The sequence below is a fragment of the Corynebacterium sp. HMSC06G04 genome, from assembly GCF_001807365.1.
Classification (GTDB): Bacteria; Actinomycetota; Actinomycetes; order Mycobacteriales; family Mycobacteriaceae; genus Corynebacterium; species Corynebacterium simulans.
In genome coordinates, this window is record NZ_KV788623.1 from 230435 (window position 1) to 247111 (window position 16677).

Genomic DNA, 16677 nt, shown 5'->3' on the forward strand with positions numbered 1-16677 from the left:
AACTTGCGATCCCCGCTCTACCTAGGGTTTTACCTAGGAATTAGATGGTGTGAAGACCTTAAGCCTTAACCATCTGGCGCAGCACGTACTGCAGGATGCCGCCGTGGCGGTAGTAGTCGGCCTCACCCGGGGTATCGATGCGGACCTTAGCGTCGAACTCGACGGACTCGCCAGACTCCTTGGTAGCGGTCACATGAACCGACTTCGGGATGCCACCCTCGTTGAGAGCGGAGATGCCTTCGATGTCGAAGGTCTCGGTGCCATCCAGGCCGAGGGACTCGTGGGACTCGCCCTCCGGGAACTGCAGCGGGATAACGCCCATACCAATGAGGTTGGAGCGGTGGATACGCTCGAAGGACTCGGTAATGACAGCCTTGACGCCAAGCAGGTTGGTGCCCTTAGCAGCCCAGTCACGGGAAGAACCGGTGCCGTACTCCTTGCCAGCGATAACAACCAGCGGAATGCCAGCTGCTTTGTAGTTCTCGCAAGCGTCGAAGATGAAGGACTGCGGTGCGCCTTCCTGGGTGAAGTCGCGGGTGTAGCCACCAGCAACGTCGACCAGCTGGTTCTGCAGACGGATGTTAGCGAAGGTACCACGCATCATGACCTCGTGGTTACCACGACGGGAACCGAGGGAGTTGTAGTCCTGACGTTCAACGCCGTTTTCATCCAGGTACTGAGCAGCAGGGGTGCCCGGCTTAATGGAGGAAGCAGGGGAGATGTGGTCGGTGGTGACGGAATCGCCCAGCTTGGCAAGAACGCGAGCGCCCTTGATGTCCTCGACTGGGGACGGCTCTGCCGGCATGCCGTCGAAGTACGGTGCCTTGCGGATGTAGGTGGAGTCGTCGTTCCAGTCGAAGGTCTCGCCCTCTGGCACATCGAGGGAGCGCCATGCATCGTCACCCTTGAAGACGTCAGCGTAGTCAGCCTCGTAGAGCTCGCGGGAGATTGCCTTCTGGATGGTGTCCTCGATCTCCTCGGAGGAAGGCCAGATGTCCTTCAGGAAGACATCGTTGCCGTCCTGATCCTGACCCAGAGCCTGGGTGTCGAAGTCGAAGTCCATGGTGCCGGCAATAGCATAAGCGATAACCATGATTGGGGAAGCCAAGTAGTTCATCTTGACGTCCGGGGAGATACGTCCCTCGAAGTTACGGTTACCGGACAGGACTGCGGTTGCAGCCAAGTCATGCTCGTTGATGGCAGTGGAGATCTCCTCCGGAAGCGGGCCGGAGTTGCCGATGCAGGAGGTGCAACCAAAGCCGGAGAGGTAGAAGCCCAGAGCCTCAAGGTCCTTCCAGAGGTCTGCACGCTGGAAGTAACCGTCAACAACCTGGGAACCCGGTGCACAGATGGTCTTAACCCATGGCTTGGAGGTCAGGCCCTTTTCAGCAGCCTTGCGGGCGATGAGGCCAGCGCCAACCATGACGGATGGGTTAGAGGTGTTGGTGCAAGAGGTGATAGAAGCGATTGCAACCATGCCGTGGTCAAGGGTGTACTCGCCGCCATTAGGGGAGGTGACGGTAACTGGGTTGGACTGACGGCCGGAGCCACCCTTGGCTGCGGACTCGCCGTGACCCTCACGGGAGTTGTTCAGACCGCCGGTAACGTCAACGAGTGCCTCGTCAGCGTCGCCCTCGGAGGTCATGCGCTTTGCCTCAAGGGAGGACTCGTCAACGACGACGTCGCCAGTTGCGTAGGTCGGTAGATCCTTACGGAACTGCTCCTTAGCCTCGGACAGCAGGATGCGATCCTGTGGGCGCTTCGGACCAGCGATGGAAGGAACAACGGTGGACAGGTCCAGCTCGAGGTACTCGGAGTACTCTGCCTCTGGAGCGTCCTGCTCCAGCCACATGCCCTGCGCCTTGGCGTAAGCCTCGACGCGCTCGATCTGCTCCATTGGGCGACCGGTGAGCTCGAGATACTTGATGGTTTCCTCGTCAATCGGGAAGATTGCGGCGGTGGAGCCGAACTCTGGGGACATGTTGCCGATGGTTGCGCGGTTAGCCAGCGGAATGGACTTAACGCCATTGCCGTAGAACTCAACGAACTTCTGGACAACACCGTGCTCGCGGAGCATCTCGGTGATGGTTAGAACGACGTCGGTTGCGGTAACACCGACTGGGATCTCGCCGGTCAGCTTGAAGCCGACAACGCGCGGGATAAGCATGGAGACCGGCTGGCCGAGCATTGCAGCCTCAGCCTCGATGCCGCCAACACCCCAGCCCAGGATGCCCAGGCCGTTTTCCATGGTGGTGTGGGAGTCGGTACCGATACAGGTATCTGGGTATGCGACACCGTCGTTGTCGAAGACGACGCGGGACAGGTACTCGATGTTGACCTGGTGGACAATGCCGGTTCCCGGTGGGACAACGCGGAAGTTGGAGAAGTTCTCAGCACCCCAACGCAGGAACTGGTAGCGCTCCTGGTTGCGCTCGTACTCAATTTCAACGTTCTTCTCGAGCGCTTCTGCGGAACCGAAGGCCTCAACGATAACGGAGTGGTCGATGACCATCTCTGCCGGGTTCAGCGGGTTAACCTGCTCTGGCTTGCCGCCCAGAGCGGAGATTGCCTCACGCATGGTGGCGAGGTCGACTACACACGGAACACCGGTGAAGTCCTGCATCAGAACACGTGCCGGAGTGAACTGGATCTCGGTGTCCGGCTCAGCGGACGGATCCCAGTTAGCAAGTGCGTTGATGTGATCCTTGGTTACATTCTTGCCGTCCTCGTAGCGCAGCTGGTTCTCAGCAAGCACCTTCAGGGAGTAAGGCAGCTTCTCCAGGCCAGCGACTGCGTTGATGTCAAAGTAGTCATAGGACTTGCCGTTGACGTCAAGAGTCTTCTTGGCACCGAAGGAGTTTAGGCTTTCAGTCACAGGGAGCTCCATTCCTTGTTTGTTAGAACAAAAGTTCATGGTTTCCAGCTCTACCGCATTAAAAGTAAGCCGCCACTTTCCTTGTTCTCATATATGGTTCACATATATATGAGGAATAAGGCGCTTGCTTCTAAGGCCAAGGCGCTGGAAACAAGAAGAACGCGAAGGTTCGGAAACCAGTCTAATGGTTTCGACCGACGACCGTGTCAACTATAACAGTACGAGCGTTCTGTTTCATCTTTTTGGAAAGTTCCGCGCGTCACATAGGCGGTCCCGATGATGGCAGCGATACTTTATAGATCGAAGCTGCTCGCTCACGGGCGCCCATGGGTTGCTATTTATAGGGTGGGTTACGGCAAGGCAGCATTAGCAACCGAAGTGGAGGAGGGGAGCAATGAGTGTGGAAAGCGCCGAATCTCCGGTGATTGATATCGCTGACCTCGCCGCGCAGCTACGTGCGGATGGCTCCGCCTTTACTAATGCGGACCTGGCCAACGATCAATCCGTTCAGGACTCCATTTCTGCGGCGTTGCATGCCGGCCATGGCGTTGCTGTTGTGGATGACTACACCGCCACTGCGGCAGAAAGCCGCAACCTTGCCGTCGATCTTCAAAATGCCACGGGATTAGATACCGTCATTGTTCAAGTGCCTTCGCATGTCTCTGCTGTGAGTAGCTCGCTGTCGCGTGCGGAACTGGAAGCGGTGCAACGCAAGATTCCTAGGGGTATCGATCAGGTTGAGCTCCTTGAACGCTTTTATGATGGCATAGATAGGTTTGACGTCCATTCGGTGTTTCTCACCGCCATTATTGTGGCGCTCGCGCTCGCCATTGCTTGGGTAGCTTTCAGGTCTGCATCAATGCATGAAACGCGTTCCGAGAAAATAGGCTAGACCTAACGGTTGGACGATTGCCCGTCAAGACTCGGTTCAACCGGAGCCCGAAGATTTCTCTCGTTTTCAGCGTTTCGGAGACTATCAGATTTAGGTTTGTTCGAAAAACTATCCCTAGAACCTGAGTGAACTGCTGGGGCCACCGGGTGCCGAATGAGGGGAACCGTGCGGTTGCAATCAACCCGAAAGTTGGCCATCAAATTTACCGATCTGGCTACACCTGAGTCATCGATCTCGCGCGGATCTGGACCTCAATCCGTTGGGAATTTGCCTCCCATTTAACGCTGGGCGAGGCGATCGTTTTGCGCCCTTTAGTTAAAGCGGAAACCAATCCATGCCCATCTGGTGGCTATGGGATTGTGGACATCTGGACGCCGGCGGATGTCGAAATTGGTCTGGCGAGTGTCAAATTCCAAGAGTGGGGTAGGGGATCTAGTCAACCACCCTGACTTGACAAGCGGTGGGGGAGGGGCTGCTAAAGGAGGTTTGCGTGGAGATTTCACTAGTAGTGTGATGAAACACACAATCACGGGAAGGTAACAAAATTATTGCAGGTTGGCTGCCTTTGTAACGTCATGTGGCGCGACTTGACTGGAGTGAATTTTGAGGAAAGTGTGCGCGACGGTGTGTCGATGACGTATGGTTCAAATATCGACTCACGGGTTGATTCTTGTTCCATACGTTCATGGGCCAAGCCTTGACTCTCAATCGAGATGACACACGGGTATGTGGGGAAGCACGCCACGAGTGGAAATCGCGGGATTGAGGTTCGCCGCCTGGCTCACGATGAGCAGATGGGATGGGGCCTAGTTGTTTGAAGCCCTGACGCATAACGCTTTAAGGCGCGAGCCTTTAACTCTGTTGCGTGTCGGAGACAGCGGCGTCGTAAAGCAGCGCTGGCTTATTTCGAACACACCTGGCACCCCAAGAACGATTCGTCGAAGCCGATTCCAGTGTTCGAATTTTTTAAGAATTGACACACCCACATTCCGATTGGGGACAAGCAAGCCGGTTGGTCTTGTCGTCGCCTCACCGGGTGCCGGTGCAGCTTCAGCCTTCTGGGGCGAGAAGCTTCTGCGGGTTCTCGGTAAGGGGATGGCAATGTGATCGGCATAGCGAGTTACTCGTAGGGCTAGCTTCGTGCGGCCCGTTCAAGGTTCGTGGATTTTGCTTTCCGCCCTCCCGACCGCGCGCAAGCGCAACGGAATTGCGGCGACGGCAGGCCACGGATTTTAGAGCGGTTCATACGGGGTTAAGACGCGAGTTCAACACAGCATTGCTTCTCCCGCGCCTGTGATCGGCGCATAAACGTCACGCATTTTCACCGTAGGCACAACCTGCCTAAAGGTTGTACTGCCAGGGCGGTGTACGCATCGAATGCGTATATCTGCACCTATTCCAAGGCTGCCTGGTGCCGGGTAACGTGCCCCTAACTTTTGCCATTGTGCGATTAGGTAAAAGAGTTCAAAGGGGTGCGCTAGTTAAGACATGCGCTTTTAAGCTGGCTTAAGCTAAGTCCCGGGCATTCCTATATCTAAATCAACAGTGTAAACCCGCTAGCTTTCCGCCAGCCAGCTCGCTGACAGGCGCATCTGTATCTTGTGCCGAGGTGGATGCTCGAAGGCTACCTCGCCGGTCGCAGGCGAGGACTCTCATAGCTTCTATCGGGTTTGGCTGGGCTGATTGTGGCTGATTGTGTAGGGATGAGCTTTTGCATGACGTGAAACAATTCGGCGAAGCGTGGGTGTCTAGGAGATACTTCTCGTGGCCACCATCTTTAAGTACGGCTCTCGGCGTCTGAAGACGCTGCTAGCCACCGTCGCAACCACCGCGACGCTATCTACCGTTTCCACCCTTGCTCCGGTTGCCGCCCAGGCGGAAGAACCGGTCAACATCCAGTCCTTGCTTTCCTCGAAAGATGCATCTGTCGCTGACCTTGCTGGCGCCATTGCCACCATTGAAGAGCAGATTGCGAAGCTCGAGGGCGAAATTGGAATGCGACGTGAGGCAGTAAACCGTGCCTTGGTCGACCTCCAGGACGCGCGTACGGAAGCCGCTCAGGCTCGCCGTGGCACCACTGCGGCGCGTGGTGAACTCGATTCCGCACAGTCGGAAGTCGAAAAGGCTCAGAAGAAGCTCAATGAGCTTTCGCGTACTGCTTATCGCCGTGCCAATACTTCTGACGCTGTCTCCACGGCTGCGGGAAATGATGCGCGCGGCGACATGCTGGAGCGCCAAACCTATCTGCATACGCAAGCCAAGGATCAGCAGGCGGTCTTGGATCGGTTGGAGCGAGAGCGCACCGAGAAGGCGAACAAGGAATCGCAGCTTCGCAAGACCCAGGAGTTGGCACAGCTGCGCGAGGAAAAAGCTACCGAGGCTGAAGCTCAAGCGCGTCAAACCCTGGAAGAAAGCCAGTCGAACGTGGCCGAGTTTTCCTCCGAGCGCGAGAGCTTGCTAAAGCAGCGCTCCCAGGTACAAGATGCACTAAATCAAGCCAAGGGGCTAGATACAAACGAGTCTAAGGCTGCGGAGCCCGGCTCAAACGTCAAGTCAAATGACTTAACAAAGAAGGAAGCTCAGACCTCTGGCGCGGCTACTTCGCAGGCGCCGGCAGCAGGCTCCCAGGAGTCCGCGGTGGCTTCCACTGAGCAGAACGCATCCGCATCCAACACCGCTAACGCGGCGGCAAGCAATGCTGCGGGCGCAACGCAGTCGACGTCGGAAAGCGCTTCTGCGAATGCTAATGCCAACGGTGGCGAAGCGGCGCTTGCTCCTGACGCTTCCGCGGCGGAGTCATCTACATCAGCTACCGAGTCTGATTCGATGATGCAGGGCGGCGAGCCGGATTCCGTAACCCGGGACTTCCGTGCGGATAGGTCTGGCTCGCAGTTTAGCGCGAGCGACGTCCAGAAGGCAGCGGAGGCGGCCCAGGAGCTGTCTTCGGATCCGAACGTGCAAAAGCTTTCCTCCGAAGGTTTCAGCATGCACGGTTCTTCCGTCGACTCCTCGACGCTGGCGCTCGCGGGCACGGCAATCGGTGCGGCTGCCGCGATTGTTGGCGCGGCCCAGCCAAATCATACGGGCTTGACCCAGGAGGAGCTGGACTCGCTGGCGCAGGGTTCTTCGCAGCTAGCAGCTCTCCAGGGCGGCACCACCAGCAACACCGAGGACGATGAATTGACCGGTGAGGTCTCTGACGTCCTGGGCGAGTTGGACACCACGGATGATGTCACGGAAAAAGCAACGAGTGCGCTTGGCGATGCCGACCGCAACGCGAAGATTGAAGCGGTCATCGCCCGCGCAAAGTCCCAGATCGGCATGCCCTATGCCTGGGGCGGTGGCAACGCGAACGGCCCCACCAAGGGTATCCGCGACGGCGGCGTGGCTGACTCCTACGGCGACTACAACAAGGTCGGCTTCGACTGCTCTGGCCTTACGATGTACGCCTTTGCCGGTGTCGGCATCTCCTTGCCGCACTACACCGGCTACCAGTACCAGAAGGGTACTCAGGTCCCAGCTAGCGAGATGCAGCGCGGCGATCTTATCTTCTACGGGCCCGGCGCAAGCCAGCACGTAGCTATCTATCTTGGCGACGGCACCATGATTGAGGCCCCTCAGTCTGGATCTAACGTTCAGATTTCTCCTGTGCGTTGGTCCGGAATGACGCCTAATGTCGTGCGCCTCCTCTAAGCCCCAACCTTTGGTTGGTAAAGTTGCGGTATGACTGACGCACAACAGCTTGCCTGCAACTACGACGCCCTCCTCGTTCTTTCTTTCGGTGGCCCGGAAGGAAACGAGGAGGTCGTTCCTTTTCTAGAGAACGTTACCCGCGGGCGCGGCATTCCACGTGAGCGCCTTGAGGTAGTGGGCGAGCACTATTTCCATTTCGGCGGCGTAAGCCCGCTCAACAAGCGAAACCGTGAAATCATCGACCATGTCGAGCAGGAGCTGAAAAAACGCGGACATAATCTACCTGTCTACTTCGGTAACCGCAATTGGCACCCATTCGGCACCGAGACAGTGGAGCGGATGGCTGCCGACGGCGTGCGTAACGCCGCCGTTCTCGCAACCTCTGCGTGGGGCGGTTACTCTGCCTGCCGCCAGTACGACGAGGATATTCGCCAGCTGCGCGAGCATCTCGCCGAAAAAGGCCTGCCTGAGATTGAGTTCACCAAGATCCGTCAGTTCTACGATCACCCGAAGTTCATCGCAGAGATGACCCAGGCGGTAAAGGATGCCTATGCCAAGATCCCAGAGGGCAAGCAGGCACGCATGCTCTTTACTGCGCACTCCGTACCTACCGCGCACGATAACGTCGGTGGCGGCGAAGGCGATAAAAATATCTACTCCCGCCAGGTCGCCGAAGCCTCCCGTCTCGTGGCAGAAGCCGCAGGTGTAGCTGACTATGACTTGGTCTGGCAGTCGCGTTCCGGCAACCCAAAGACCCCATGGCTCGAGCCCGATATCGTCGACCACACCACCGAAATTCATGACAAGGATGGCGTTGAGGCGGTCGTCGTTTGCCCGATCGGCTTCATCTCCGATCATATGGAGGTTGTATGGGACCTCGATACGGAGCTTAAGAATGCGGCCGATGAGATGGGTGTGCTCGTTGAACGTACCCGTACCGCTGGCCCGACCGATTCCTTTGCATCGATGATCGTGGATCTTATCGAGGAGCTCGAGCAAGATAAGCAGTGGGAGAGCATTGGCAACGTCACCGTTCAGGGCTGTACTACTAACGGCGCTCCCTGTGCTGAGGGCTGCTGCGATATTTGGTCGCTGCGTAAATAATGGCCCTTAGCGGCTGAAATCCGAAAGCGCGTGTGCAACGCCCGCCATACGCGCTTGACGGATGTGCCGCCACAGACCTAAAAGGTGATGATCGAGGCTGTGATCGTTCATTCTTTCCGTCACGGTTTCGATAATCGCTCCCACGCGGTCTGCACGGGCGAAAAGCTTTGCGGCCCGCGGTGATACTGATCGTGGAAGTCTCGGAGTGTCATAAAAATCGCTGAGGCTGCCTACGGTAAGCCGTGGATTATGCAAAGCATCCGATTTATAGCCCGCAGCTTCGATGAGTATTGCGGCTTGGTTGGTTGCCTTGCTGAGCAGCTCGTCAGCCTCGCCCGGACTCAGCCACGCAGGTGCAGGCAAGGGCAGTTCCTCCTCGAACACGTGCCAAGTGGTGCTGGAGTTTCCATAGTGGGGCACGAGCACTAAGTGGCGGTTGTGATCATTGGTACGCACAACGATTGCGCCCGCATCGCTTGCGGCCGCCGCCTTCCATGATTTCGAGCCTGCCGGCAAAAGCGGGGACTCACCCGGCCCGGAAAGGACAAGACGCAGCACGGGTTCGAGCTCGCCGTTTTGCACAATCGCGGAAGTTTCTGCCCGCAGGTAAGCTAGCAAATCCACAAAGGGTGCTTCATCCTCCATCACATGCAAGCCACCGAGCTCCTGCATCGCATCCAAGAGATCGTCCGTGGACTCGTGTCCCCACAGCCAGGCGCCCAGCCAGACTGCGGTGTTTTGTAAAGGAGACCAAACCTCGGCGCGCATATCCATGACGGCAAAGTTTAGTAGATAGACTTTTGGCCCATGAGTATCGATCCATACGGCGGCGACATCTTTGCAGGCCATAAGCGCGCACAGAAGAAGGAGTACCCAAAAGTTCCAGCAGAACCTGGAATGGTTGTTGAGGTACGTGGCGACGACTTTGTCGGCGCAGTGATGGGCGTGGACAAGACCGTGTTTGGTCAAGTAGTCCGCCTCGAGGATCGGTACGGAAACGAGCGTGTTTTCAACTTGGTGGAAGGCGGCTTCCTGTTGGAGGGGCAGCCGGTTACCCTGACGCGCTACGTCGAAAAGCAGGCCCCGCAAAAGTCCAACTCCGGTTCGCGGCGGGTGGCCAATGTTGAGGCAAAGGTTGCGGCACCCTCGCGCATCTTGGTTGAGGGCATTCACGACGCCGCGATTGTGGAGAAGGTCTGGGGCCACGACCTGCGCGTTGAGGGCGTGGTAGTGGAATACCTGGAGGGTCTAGACAACTTGGAAGAACGTCTCGCTGAGTTCCAGCCTGGCCCTGGCCGGCGCGTCGGCGTTCTGGCAGACCATCTAGTCGAAGGTTCTAAGGAAACCCGCCTTACCCAGAGTGTGGGCGAGCACGTGCTGGTAACGGGCCATCCTTTTATCGATATTTGGGCGGCAGTAAAGCCCGAGCGTCTGGGTCTTCGCGAATGGCCGGAGGTGCCATACGGTGAGGATTGGAAGACGGGCATCGTTAAGCGCGTGGGCTGGTCTGACCCGAAGGAAGGCTGGAGCCGAGTTTATACCGCCGTCAATACGTTCCGGGATCTAGATCCGACGCTGATTGGGGCAGTGGAAAGGCTGGTCGATTTCGTGACTACGCCCGAGCTTTCGAAAGCTGACCTCGGATATTAAAGGGTATCGGCGCGTTCAATGATGTTGACCGCCAGCTGCCAACCCGCCATCTCGGCGGCCCAACCAGCGGCCTGTAGACGCTGCGACATTGCCTGCTTGGAGATACCGAGTTCCTCGGCTGCCTCATTCTGATTTAGGCCAGCGCGCACTAGCGAGGTTGCCTCGCGGCCCTCAATCGTGCGCTTGTGGAGTACGAATCCAAGCAAGGCAAAGGTGGCGGCAATATCGTTTGCTTCCGAAGCGCGCCCTCGCTTGCTGATCTTGGCGTATACCTGGCCCGCGCGCGCCGAGGCTTTCAGCGCGGCAGTGGCCACCTGGCGGGCAGCGTCTTCGTCGCCGCTTGCTCCGGGGGATACGCCGATGCCGATGGCCCAGTCACCGTCGGCAAGCAGCGCCATGACAACGTCACACACGGAGGACGCAGAGTGCGCCACCGCGCAAATGTCCTCGACACCCAGGACGTGGAACTCACCGACTCCGTCGAGCGTGGAAAGGGCGGTGGCGGATCGCTGCACCAGTTCCGCGCGGCGTACCGAGCGGCCGCGATAACGTGCGTGTACAGCGAGCATTGTTCCTCCTAGGGGCGAAGAATATTAAAAGGGAAGTGCTAATCAGCATAGCGCCCATAAAGTCTATAGATGAAACTTGACTCGCTGGTCTTTGGCTTTCATAGCATTTGAGGGTTTAACTAGGGGCGCATCGGCAACTTGGCGTCGAGAACCAAGCCTGCGACGCCTATGGCGGCGAGAAAGGCAATGGCGACGAAGATCCAAGGCTCCGATTGGCCGGTCAGGGTATCACCGAAGAATACGCCGATTGCGGTGGTAGGAATGGAGCCCACAAGTGTGGCCTCGGTGAATTGGCCGACTGGGATAGGGGTGAGCGCTGCGACATAATTGAGGAGGGAAAAGGGCACGCCTGCCACCATTCGCAAGCTTGCGATGGCAAGCCACCCGCGCCTTTCTAACCTCGTGTTGATTTTGAAGACCGCAGGGTGGGTTAGGTGCGGGCGAATCCAGTCGCCGAGAAGTAGGCGAACGATGAAAAGCGAAAGCACTGCAGATACGGTCAATGCCGCAAGAGAGATGCTAAGACCGAGCCAAGGGCCGAAGAGGATGCCGGCTGCCACGGTCCAAAAGGTGCGGGGCAGCGGAAACTGCGTAAATATGACATAACCTAGGAAGAAGGCGATGATGAACCAGGTGCCCATGCTCTCGGCCCAGGAGCGCAGGGCGGTGATGTCGGGGACATCGACAAGCGCTGCGACAACGCCTAGGCAAATGGCAGCAGTGAGGACGACCAACCATCGCGTGGCTGACCAACCTTGCACGGCGGCGACTGCAGAGGCACAGACGTCTTTTACGAAGCCGCCCAAGCTACGCAGCCATCCAAGAAGTCGAGTCATGGATAAAACAGTAGTGGGCCAATCTTTGGATGTGGAATCGCGGTGGCTGAATGTATGCTGTGTCGATCGCGACAATTTGCCGTGAAGGGCCATGTCGAGCTGTACTTAGTGGCAAGACAGGGGAGATACTTAAATGCAATCACCTGCGCCTCCTTTTTGGTTGAGGCGCTTTAAGAATGTTTTGGAGTATCGAGTGGACGCAATTTCTAACCTTTTGTCCTACATGGACGCTGCGACCCTATTGGAATCATTTGGGCCATGGGTAATCGCCGGCATTGCCGTCGTTGTATTCATTGAGTCGGGCGTTTTGTTCCCGTTCCTGCCGGGTGACTCGCTGCTGGTTACAGCGGCGATCTTGCGCGACCAGCTGCACGTGAATATCTGGACGCTTCTCGGCGTGGGTATTGTGGCTGCAGTGCTGGGCGATCAAGTTGGTTACTACCTGGGCCATCGCTTCGGCCGCCGCCTATTCAAAGATGATGCACGCATCTTGAAGACTGAGCACCTCGTCGCGGCAGAAAAATTCTTTGCCAAGCATGGCCCGGTTGCGCTTGTGCTCGGCCGCTTCGTACCGATTGTTCGTACCTACATCCCGGTTGCCGCTGGAACAGCGAAGATGCCTTATAAGAACTTCGTGGGGTGGAACGTCTCTGGCGCCATCGCGTGGGTGGTGTCGATGAATCTGGTGGGCGTCTTCCTGGGCAATATTCCGGGAATCGCGGACTCGATTGAGAAGATCATGTTGCTCATCATCTTCCTTTCAGTACTGCCTATCATCATCAAGTACTTCATCGAACGCCGTAAAGCGAAAAAGCTTAAGGGTTCCGAGGCTGAGCCGGAGGCTGTCGTCTAGGCGGCTACCTTGGCGGTGGCCGCGCTTCCGAGGCAAGCGAGAGTTGTGCGCCTTGTTTTAACATTTGGATAATTGCCCTCATCTTAGCTCGAGGCAGGGAGGGCAATAGATGCTACGGAAAAAGTCTCGCGACATCGATAGGAACGATGTCGCGAGACTTCACATTTGTGCCCGAGGGGGGACTTGAACCCCCACGTCCGTTAATAGGACACTAGCACCTCAAGCTAGCGCGTCTGCCATTCCGCCACCCGGGCTGGGTGTTTTCAGCCTCTCGGCTGGGCACTCGAATACTGTAGCGCGAAACGCGTAGATTAAACAAATCAGCAGGTAGTAGTGGAAAATGGCTTAGTTTTGAGGCCTTTAAAGCGCGTAAAAGTACATCGTTGTAAGTTGGCAGTTGCGCCTGCGGTATGTCGTGGGGGCTGCCAATTGAGATGCCAGACTCATCGACAGCATAGTGTGGCCTCAGGTACAACTGAAATATGACTTCATATGCACAAGATTCCCGTTTCCCCGGCCACGATCCGTATGCGCCGTTAAAGGATCTGCCGAGCTTCGAGCTGACCTCCGCAGACATTGTAGAGGGCGAGGAGATCGCTGAGCGTTTCCGCGCCCCCTCTGATGTCTCTCCACAGCTGAAGTGGAGCGTCGCGCCTGAAGGCACGAAATCCTATGCGGTTACCTGCTTCGACCCAGACGCGCCTACGGCATCGGGTTTCTGGCACTGGGCGGCCTTTAACATCCCAGCCACCGTTACAGAACTTCCAACCGGCGCAGGTTCGGCTGAGGACCTAGGCATCGAAGGCGTGGTTAGCTTGCGCGGGGATTCCGGCAAGAAGACCTACTACGGCCCGAATCCGCCCGCAGAGCATGCCCCGCACCGTTACCTCTACGTAGTGCATGCGGTAGATGTGGAAAAGCTCGACATCGCCCCAGAATCCACGCCGACTGTCCTAGGCTTTAATCTTCATTTCCACGCCCTGGGGCGTGCGATCACTTGGGGTTGGTACGAGACCACCTAAGGCTCGTTAAAGACGTGTTAAAACGCCCGTCCCGCCACCTTGTAGGTTGAGGTGGTGGGACGGGCGTTTCGTGGTTTTGGCTTGGCAGCTTTCTACTTCCAAGGAAGGCCGGAGCCTACAGCCTCAGAGATGTTGCGAAGGCCGTGAGCACGAATTTGCTCGGCGATGCCGCGGTGAATATCGCGAATCCAGTCCGGGCCGCCGTAAATCAGGCCCGTGTAGCCCTGCAGGAGGCTGGCTCCTGCAGCAATGCGCTCCCACGCCTGCTCCGGGGTTTCGATGCCACCAACGGAGATGAGCACGAGCTTGTCACCCACCCGCGCGTGGAGGCGGTGGAGGACCTCCAAGGAGCGCGCCGCAACCGGTGCGCCCGAAATTCCACCGGCGCCCATTGCAGCAACCTCGTCGGCGGGGGTCTTGAGTCGCTCACGTGAAATAGTGGTGTTGGTGGCCACGATGCCCGCAAGGCCCAGCTCGACCGCCATATCGGCAACGGCGTCAACGTCCTCGTCAGAGAGATCTGGAGCGATCTTGACCAGGACTGGAGAGCTGGTGGATTCCTGCACAGCGGCCATGATCGGACGCAGGGACTCAACGGCTTGGAGGTCACGCAAGCCCGGGGTGTTTGGCGAGGAGACGTTAACTACGAGGTAGTCAGCCAGGTCGCCCAAAACCGAAGCTGACTGGCGGTAGTCCTGGACCGCTTCTTCGGCAGGGGTGACTTTAGTCTTGCCAATGTTGATACCGATGACGTCGGAAGTCCGACGTGCCCGCAGGTTGCGGGCTGCAGCGGCTGCGCCCTCGTTGTTAAAGCCCATGCGGTTTAAGATTGCGCGATCCGCCTTCAAGCGGAAAAGGCGTGGGGCAGGGTTTCCCGGTTGCGCCTTTGCGGTGACGGTGCCCAGTTCCGCATAGCCAAAGCCAACAGCAGACCAAGTATCGGCGGCTGCGGCATTCTTATCAAAACCAGCTGCAAGTCCCAGCGGGCGCGGGAATTTTACACCGAATACCTCTTGCTCCAGTACTGAATCATTGACTGGCACCACCTTGTGTAGGCCGCGGTGCAGCAGGGGCGCTTTCTGCAAGCCGGATAAAGCGCCCATCATAATGAGGTGAATGCGCTCGGGCGCGACCTTAAACATGCCTTTGAGCGCTAATTGATAGGCGGCTTTGCGCAGTGCGTCGACGCGAGTTTCTTGCATGGTTTTAAAGGGCCCTTACTTCAGATTCGGTTCGGAAATAAACTGGATGCCGTTGCCACTCGCAGAGGCGGTGACCACGGTGGCGTCGTCAAGCACGGCGATATTTTGAGCATCTGCGACCGTGTCAACACTACCTTTGTTCTCTGGGACGCCGGAGACGATGGAAAAGGCATGTGCCTTGCCGTTGTCGGTGGTCGTAACCCATGCCAGCTGGCGCTGTGGGTCCCATGCCACGCCCCATGGCGAGCCGTCGACGTTGCCGTATTGGTGCAGGCGGATTACGTCGTCGGCGGTATATACCGCAAGACGCTCGCCAGAGGTATCGGAGGCAAGGACGAGGGCGCCGCCACCAACAGAGATCTGGCCGATGCCTTGGCCTGCGCGAAGGCGGCCGCCGGCGCGATCGTTTTGCCAATCGATGTTCTGGATCGTGGAATCAGCGCGCAGGATGCGCACGACGTTGTCGGCACCGGCGTCGTTAGGCACAGCTAGGAGCTGATCGGAGCCTTCCTCGACCTCAATGTCGCGATCGCGCTTGCCGTCCTCATAGATGCCAACCGTGCGCGAGTCCTTGGAGCCTGCGAAGATCTCGCCGCTGGAAAGTTGCGTGGCGACGGTGACCGGAGCTTCTTCCTCCATGGCTACCTCGGTCGGGGCATCGGGCTTGGTTGGGTCAAAGAGATAGACCTTATCGCCGCAGGCAAGTACGAAGCCCTGCTGGGAGGCGTTCAAATCGCCGCACTTTTCGTCGATGTCGATCTTCTTCGCGTCGCCGCCGAGGAACTCGCTCTGCTGGCCGACGTAAAGTGCGTCCTTTGTGCGGACGGCGATGGTGTTGCCGTGGGCCGCGAGGTCCGTTACCTTCTCCTCAAATTTCGCGACCTTGCCTGCAGGCTTTGCCCCATCGTTGGAGGCAGGGGCAGGCGTGGCGTTTACCTTCAGGGCTGAATCTGGATCGCCGCCAACGCCTACCTCCGGCTGGCATGCACTAAGTGCTAGGGCGCTTGCAAAAAGCGTCAGTGGCATCAATTTCTTTGTTCTGGCCAGTGGTTTCACGGTTGTTTATCCTAGCAGCCAGCGTGGGTAGATCCCGAAGCGCGCCAGACTATGTATGCTCACCCGAGTGAATACTGCAGCAGCAACAGACGCAATGTCCTGGCTTCAGGTCATCGTCCTATCCATTGTCCAAGGCCTCACCGAGTTTCTGCCAGTTAGCTCTTCCGGCCACCTGCGGATCGTCTCCGAGCTTTTTTGGGGTCAAGACGCTGGTGCATCCTTTACTGCCGTGATCCAGCTTGGTACGGAAGCAGCCGTATTGGTCTACTTCGCCGGAATGATTTGGCAGATCCTTAAAGGCTGGTTTGCTGGACTTTTCAACAAGGAAAAACGGGGTCAAGACTATCGAATGGGATGGATGGTCATTGTCGGTTCCATTCCGATCGGCATCCTGGGCGTGCTGGGCAAGGATTTCATCCGTGACAATCTGCGCAACCTGTGGATTACGGCTGCGATGCTCATCCTTTTCTCTTTTGTCTTCATCGCGGCTGAGCGCACCGGAAAAAAGGAGCGCGGCTTCGAAGAATTGAACATGAAGGACGCCATCGTCATGGGTCTATGCCAGTGCTTGGCGCTGGTGCCTGGCGTTTCCCGTTCCGGCGGTACCATCTCTGGAGGTCTCTTCTTGGGCCTCGACCGCGAGGTGGCAACTCGATTTAGCTTCTTGCTCGCAATCCCAGCCGTGTTGGCTTCCGGGCTGTTTTCTTTGGGGGATGCCTTCGGCCCGACTGTCGGCCAGTCCGCAACCGGCGCGCAGTTGCTAGTGGGCACCCTTATCGCCTTTGCGATTGGCTATGCCTCCATTGCATGGCTACTGAAGTTCGTGGGCAACCATTCCTTCGAATGGTTTGCCGCATACCGCATCCCAGTGGGCATTATCATCATGGCGCTCATCGCTTTCGGCTACCTTCAGCCATAGGCCGGT

General features: G+C 57.6%; 13 protein-coding genes and 1 tRNA gene. 7 read left to right on the forward strand and 7 right to left on the reverse strand.

The window, feature by feature from the left end; all coding sequences use genetic code 11:
- Positions 1-58: 58 nt before the first annotated feature.
- Positions 59-2875, reverse strand: a complete 2817-nt coding sequence (gene can / locus HMPREF3158_RS10365) for an aconitate hydratase (RefSeq protein WP_210386645.1) — start codon at positions 2873-2875, stop codon at positions 59-61.
- 394 nt (positions 2876-3269) lie between these two features.
- Here can and HMPREF3158_RS10370 point away from each other — a divergent pair, with 394 nt between their 5' ends.
- The 3 genes from HMPREF3158_RS10370 to HMPREF3158_RS10380 all read left to right on the forward strand — a co-directional run bounded on the left by HMPREF3158_RS10370 (position 3270) and on the right by HMPREF3158_RS10380 (position 8564).
- On the forward strand, positions 3270-3767 hold the full coding sequence (locus tag HMPREF3158_RS10370) for an Rv1476 family membrane protein (RefSeq protein WP_070498446.1): 498 nt from the start codon (positions 3270-3272) through the stop codon (positions 3765-3767).
- A 1764-nt stretch (positions 3768-5531) separates the two neighbouring features.
- On the forward strand, positions 5532-7460 hold the full coding sequence (locus tag HMPREF3158_RS13220) for a DIP1281 family NlpC/P60 protein (protein WP_070498448.1): 1929 nt from the start codon (positions 5532-5534) through the stop codon (positions 7458-7460).
- A gap of 30 nt (positions 7461-7490) precedes the next feature.
- A complete protein-coding gene (locus tag HMPREF3158_RS10380; RefSeq protein WP_070498450.1) occupies positions 7491-8564 on the forward strand; it encodes a ferrochelatase in 1074 nt (357 codons plus the stop codon).
- Positions 8565-8570: 6 nt separating this feature from the next.
- Here the strand turns inward: HMPREF3158_RS10380 and HMPREF3158_RS10385 are convergent, their stop codons facing one another.
- Positions 8571-9338: a hypothetical protein gene (locus tag HMPREF3158_RS10385; RefSeq protein ID WP_070498452.1), complete on the reverse strand. Its 768-nt coding sequence runs from the start codon at positions 9336-9338 to the stop codon at positions 8571-8573.
- Between the two features lie 33 nt (positions 9339-9371).
- On the opposite strand from HMPREF3158_RS10385, the gene HMPREF3158_RS10390 reads away from it, so the two are divergent.
- Positions 9372-10214, forward strand: coding sequence for a DUF3097 domain-containing protein (locus HMPREF3158_RS10390; protein ID WP_070498453.1), 843 nt, complete (start codon positions 9372-9374; stop codon positions 10212-10214).
- On the opposite strand, the gene HMPREF3158_RS10395 is transcribed toward HMPREF3158_RS10390, so the two are convergent.
- The gene (locus HMPREF3158_RS10395) at positions 10211-10783 is read right to left on the reverse strand and encodes a hypothetical protein (RefSeq protein WP_061922425.1); all 573 of its coding nucleotides are present in this window, start codon (positions 10781-10783) and stop codon (positions 10211-10213) included. The two genes, HMPREF3158_RS10390 and HMPREF3158_RS10395, sit on opposite strands and share 4 nt — an antisense overlap.
- Before the next feature lie 119 nt (positions 10784-10902).
- Positions 10903-11619 (reverse strand): TVP38/TMEM64 family protein, encoded by a 717-nt coding sequence (locus HMPREF3158_RS10400; RefSeq protein ID WP_070498455.1) that lies wholly within the window; start codon positions 11617-11619, stop codon positions 10903-10905.
- A gap of 223 nt (positions 11620-11842) precedes the next feature.
- Between HMPREF3158_RS10400 and HMPREF3158_RS10405 the strand changes: the two genes are divergently transcribed.
- Positions 11843-12472 (forward strand): DedA family protein, encoded by a 630-nt coding sequence (locus HMPREF3158_RS10405; RefSeq protein WP_062038979.1) that lies wholly within the window; start codon positions 11843-11845, stop codon positions 12470-12472.
- Between the two features lie 168 nt (positions 12473-12640).
- On the opposite strand, the gene HMPREF3158_RS10410 is transcribed toward HMPREF3158_RS10405, so the two are convergent.
- Positions 12641-12726: transfer RNA gene (locus tag HMPREF3158_RS10410), tRNA-Leu, on the reverse strand.
- A gap of 228 nt (positions 12727-12954) precedes the next feature.
- Between HMPREF3158_RS10410 and HMPREF3158_RS10415 the strand changes: the two genes are divergently transcribed.
- Positions 12955-13494 (forward strand): YbhB/YbcL family Raf kinase inhibitor-like protein, encoded by a 540-nt coding sequence (locus tag HMPREF3158_RS10415; RefSeq protein ID WP_070498457.1) that lies wholly within the window; start codon positions 12955-12957, stop codon positions 13492-13494.
- A 92-nt stretch (positions 13495-13586) separates the two neighbouring features.
- Here the strand turns inward: HMPREF3158_RS10415 and HMPREF3158_RS10420 are convergent, their stop codons facing one another.
- Both HMPREF3158_RS10420 and HMPREF3158_RS10425 read right to left on the reverse strand, forming a co-directional pair.
- A complete protein-coding gene (locus HMPREF3158_RS10420; protein ID WP_070498459.1) occupies positions 13587-14696 on the reverse strand; it encodes a quinone-dependent dihydroorotate dehydrogenase in 1110 nt (369 codons plus the stop codon).
- Between the two features lie 15 nt (positions 14697-14711).
- Positions 14712-15722, reverse strand: coding sequence for a hypothetical protein (locus HMPREF3158_RS10425; protein WP_141741041.1), 1011 nt, complete (start codon positions 15720-15722; stop codon positions 14712-14714).
- 124 nt (positions 15723-15846) lie between these two features.
- Between HMPREF3158_RS10425 and HMPREF3158_RS10430 the strand changes: the two genes are divergently transcribed.
- Complete coding sequence (locus HMPREF3158_RS10430) at positions 15847-16671, forward strand: undecaprenyl-diphosphate phosphatase (RefSeq protein ID WP_210386648.1); 825 nt, start codon at positions 15847-15849, stop codon at positions 16669-16671.
- The last annotated feature ends 6 nt before the right edge of the window (positions 16672-16677 follow it).

What these genes read in the sequence shown, in the direction of transcription:
- HMPREF3158_RS10385 (WP_070498452.1), bottom strand. Translation starts at nt 9,338, where the DNA reads ATGGATATGCGCGCCGAGGTTTGGTCTCCTTTACAAAACACCGCAGTC.
- HMPREF3158_RS10400 (WP_070498455.1), bottom strand. Translation starts at nt 11,619, where the DNA reads ATGACTCGACTTCTTGGATGGCTGCGTAGCTTGGGCGGCTTCGTAAAA.
- HMPREF3158_RS10430 (WP_210386648.1), top strand. Translation starts at nt 15,847, where the DNA reads ATGTCCTGGCTTCAGGTCATCGTCCTATCCATTGTCCAAGGCCTCACC.
- HMPREF3158_RS10370 (WP_070498446.1), top strand. Translation starts at nt 3,270, where the DNA reads ATGAGTGTGGAAAGCGCCGAATCTCCGGTGATTGATATCGCTGACCTC.
- HMPREF3158_RS10390 (WP_070498453.1), top strand. Translation starts at nt 9,372, where the DNA reads ATGAGTATCGATCCATACGGCGGCGACATCTTTGCAGGCCATAAGCGC.
- HMPREF3158_RS10405 (WP_062038979.1), top strand. Translation starts at nt 11,843, where the DNA reads ATGGACGCTGCGACCCTATTGGAATCATTTGGGCCATGGGTAATCGCC.
- HMPREF3158_RS10420 (WP_070498459.1), bottom strand. Translation starts at nt 14,696, where the DNA reads ATGCAAGAAACTCGCGTCGACGCACTGCGCAAAGCCGCCTATCAATTA.
- HMPREF3158_RS10380 (WP_070498450.1), top strand. Translation starts at nt 7,491, where the DNA reads ATGACTGACGCACAACAGCTTGCCTGCAACTACGACGCCCTCCTCGTT.
- HMPREF3158_RS10415 (WP_070498457.1), top strand. Translation starts at nt 12,955, where the DNA reads ATGACTTCATATGCACAAGATTCCCGTTTCCCCGGCCACGATCCGTAT.
- HMPREF3158_RS10395 (WP_061922425.1), bottom strand. Translation starts at nt 10,783, where the DNA reads ATGCTCGCTGTACACGCACGTTATCGCGGCCGCTCGGTACGCCGCGCG.
- HMPREF3158_RS10425 (WP_141741041.1), bottom strand. Translation starts at nt 15,722, where the DNA reads ATGCCACTGACGCTTTTTGCAAGCGCCCTAGCACTTAGTGCATGCCAG.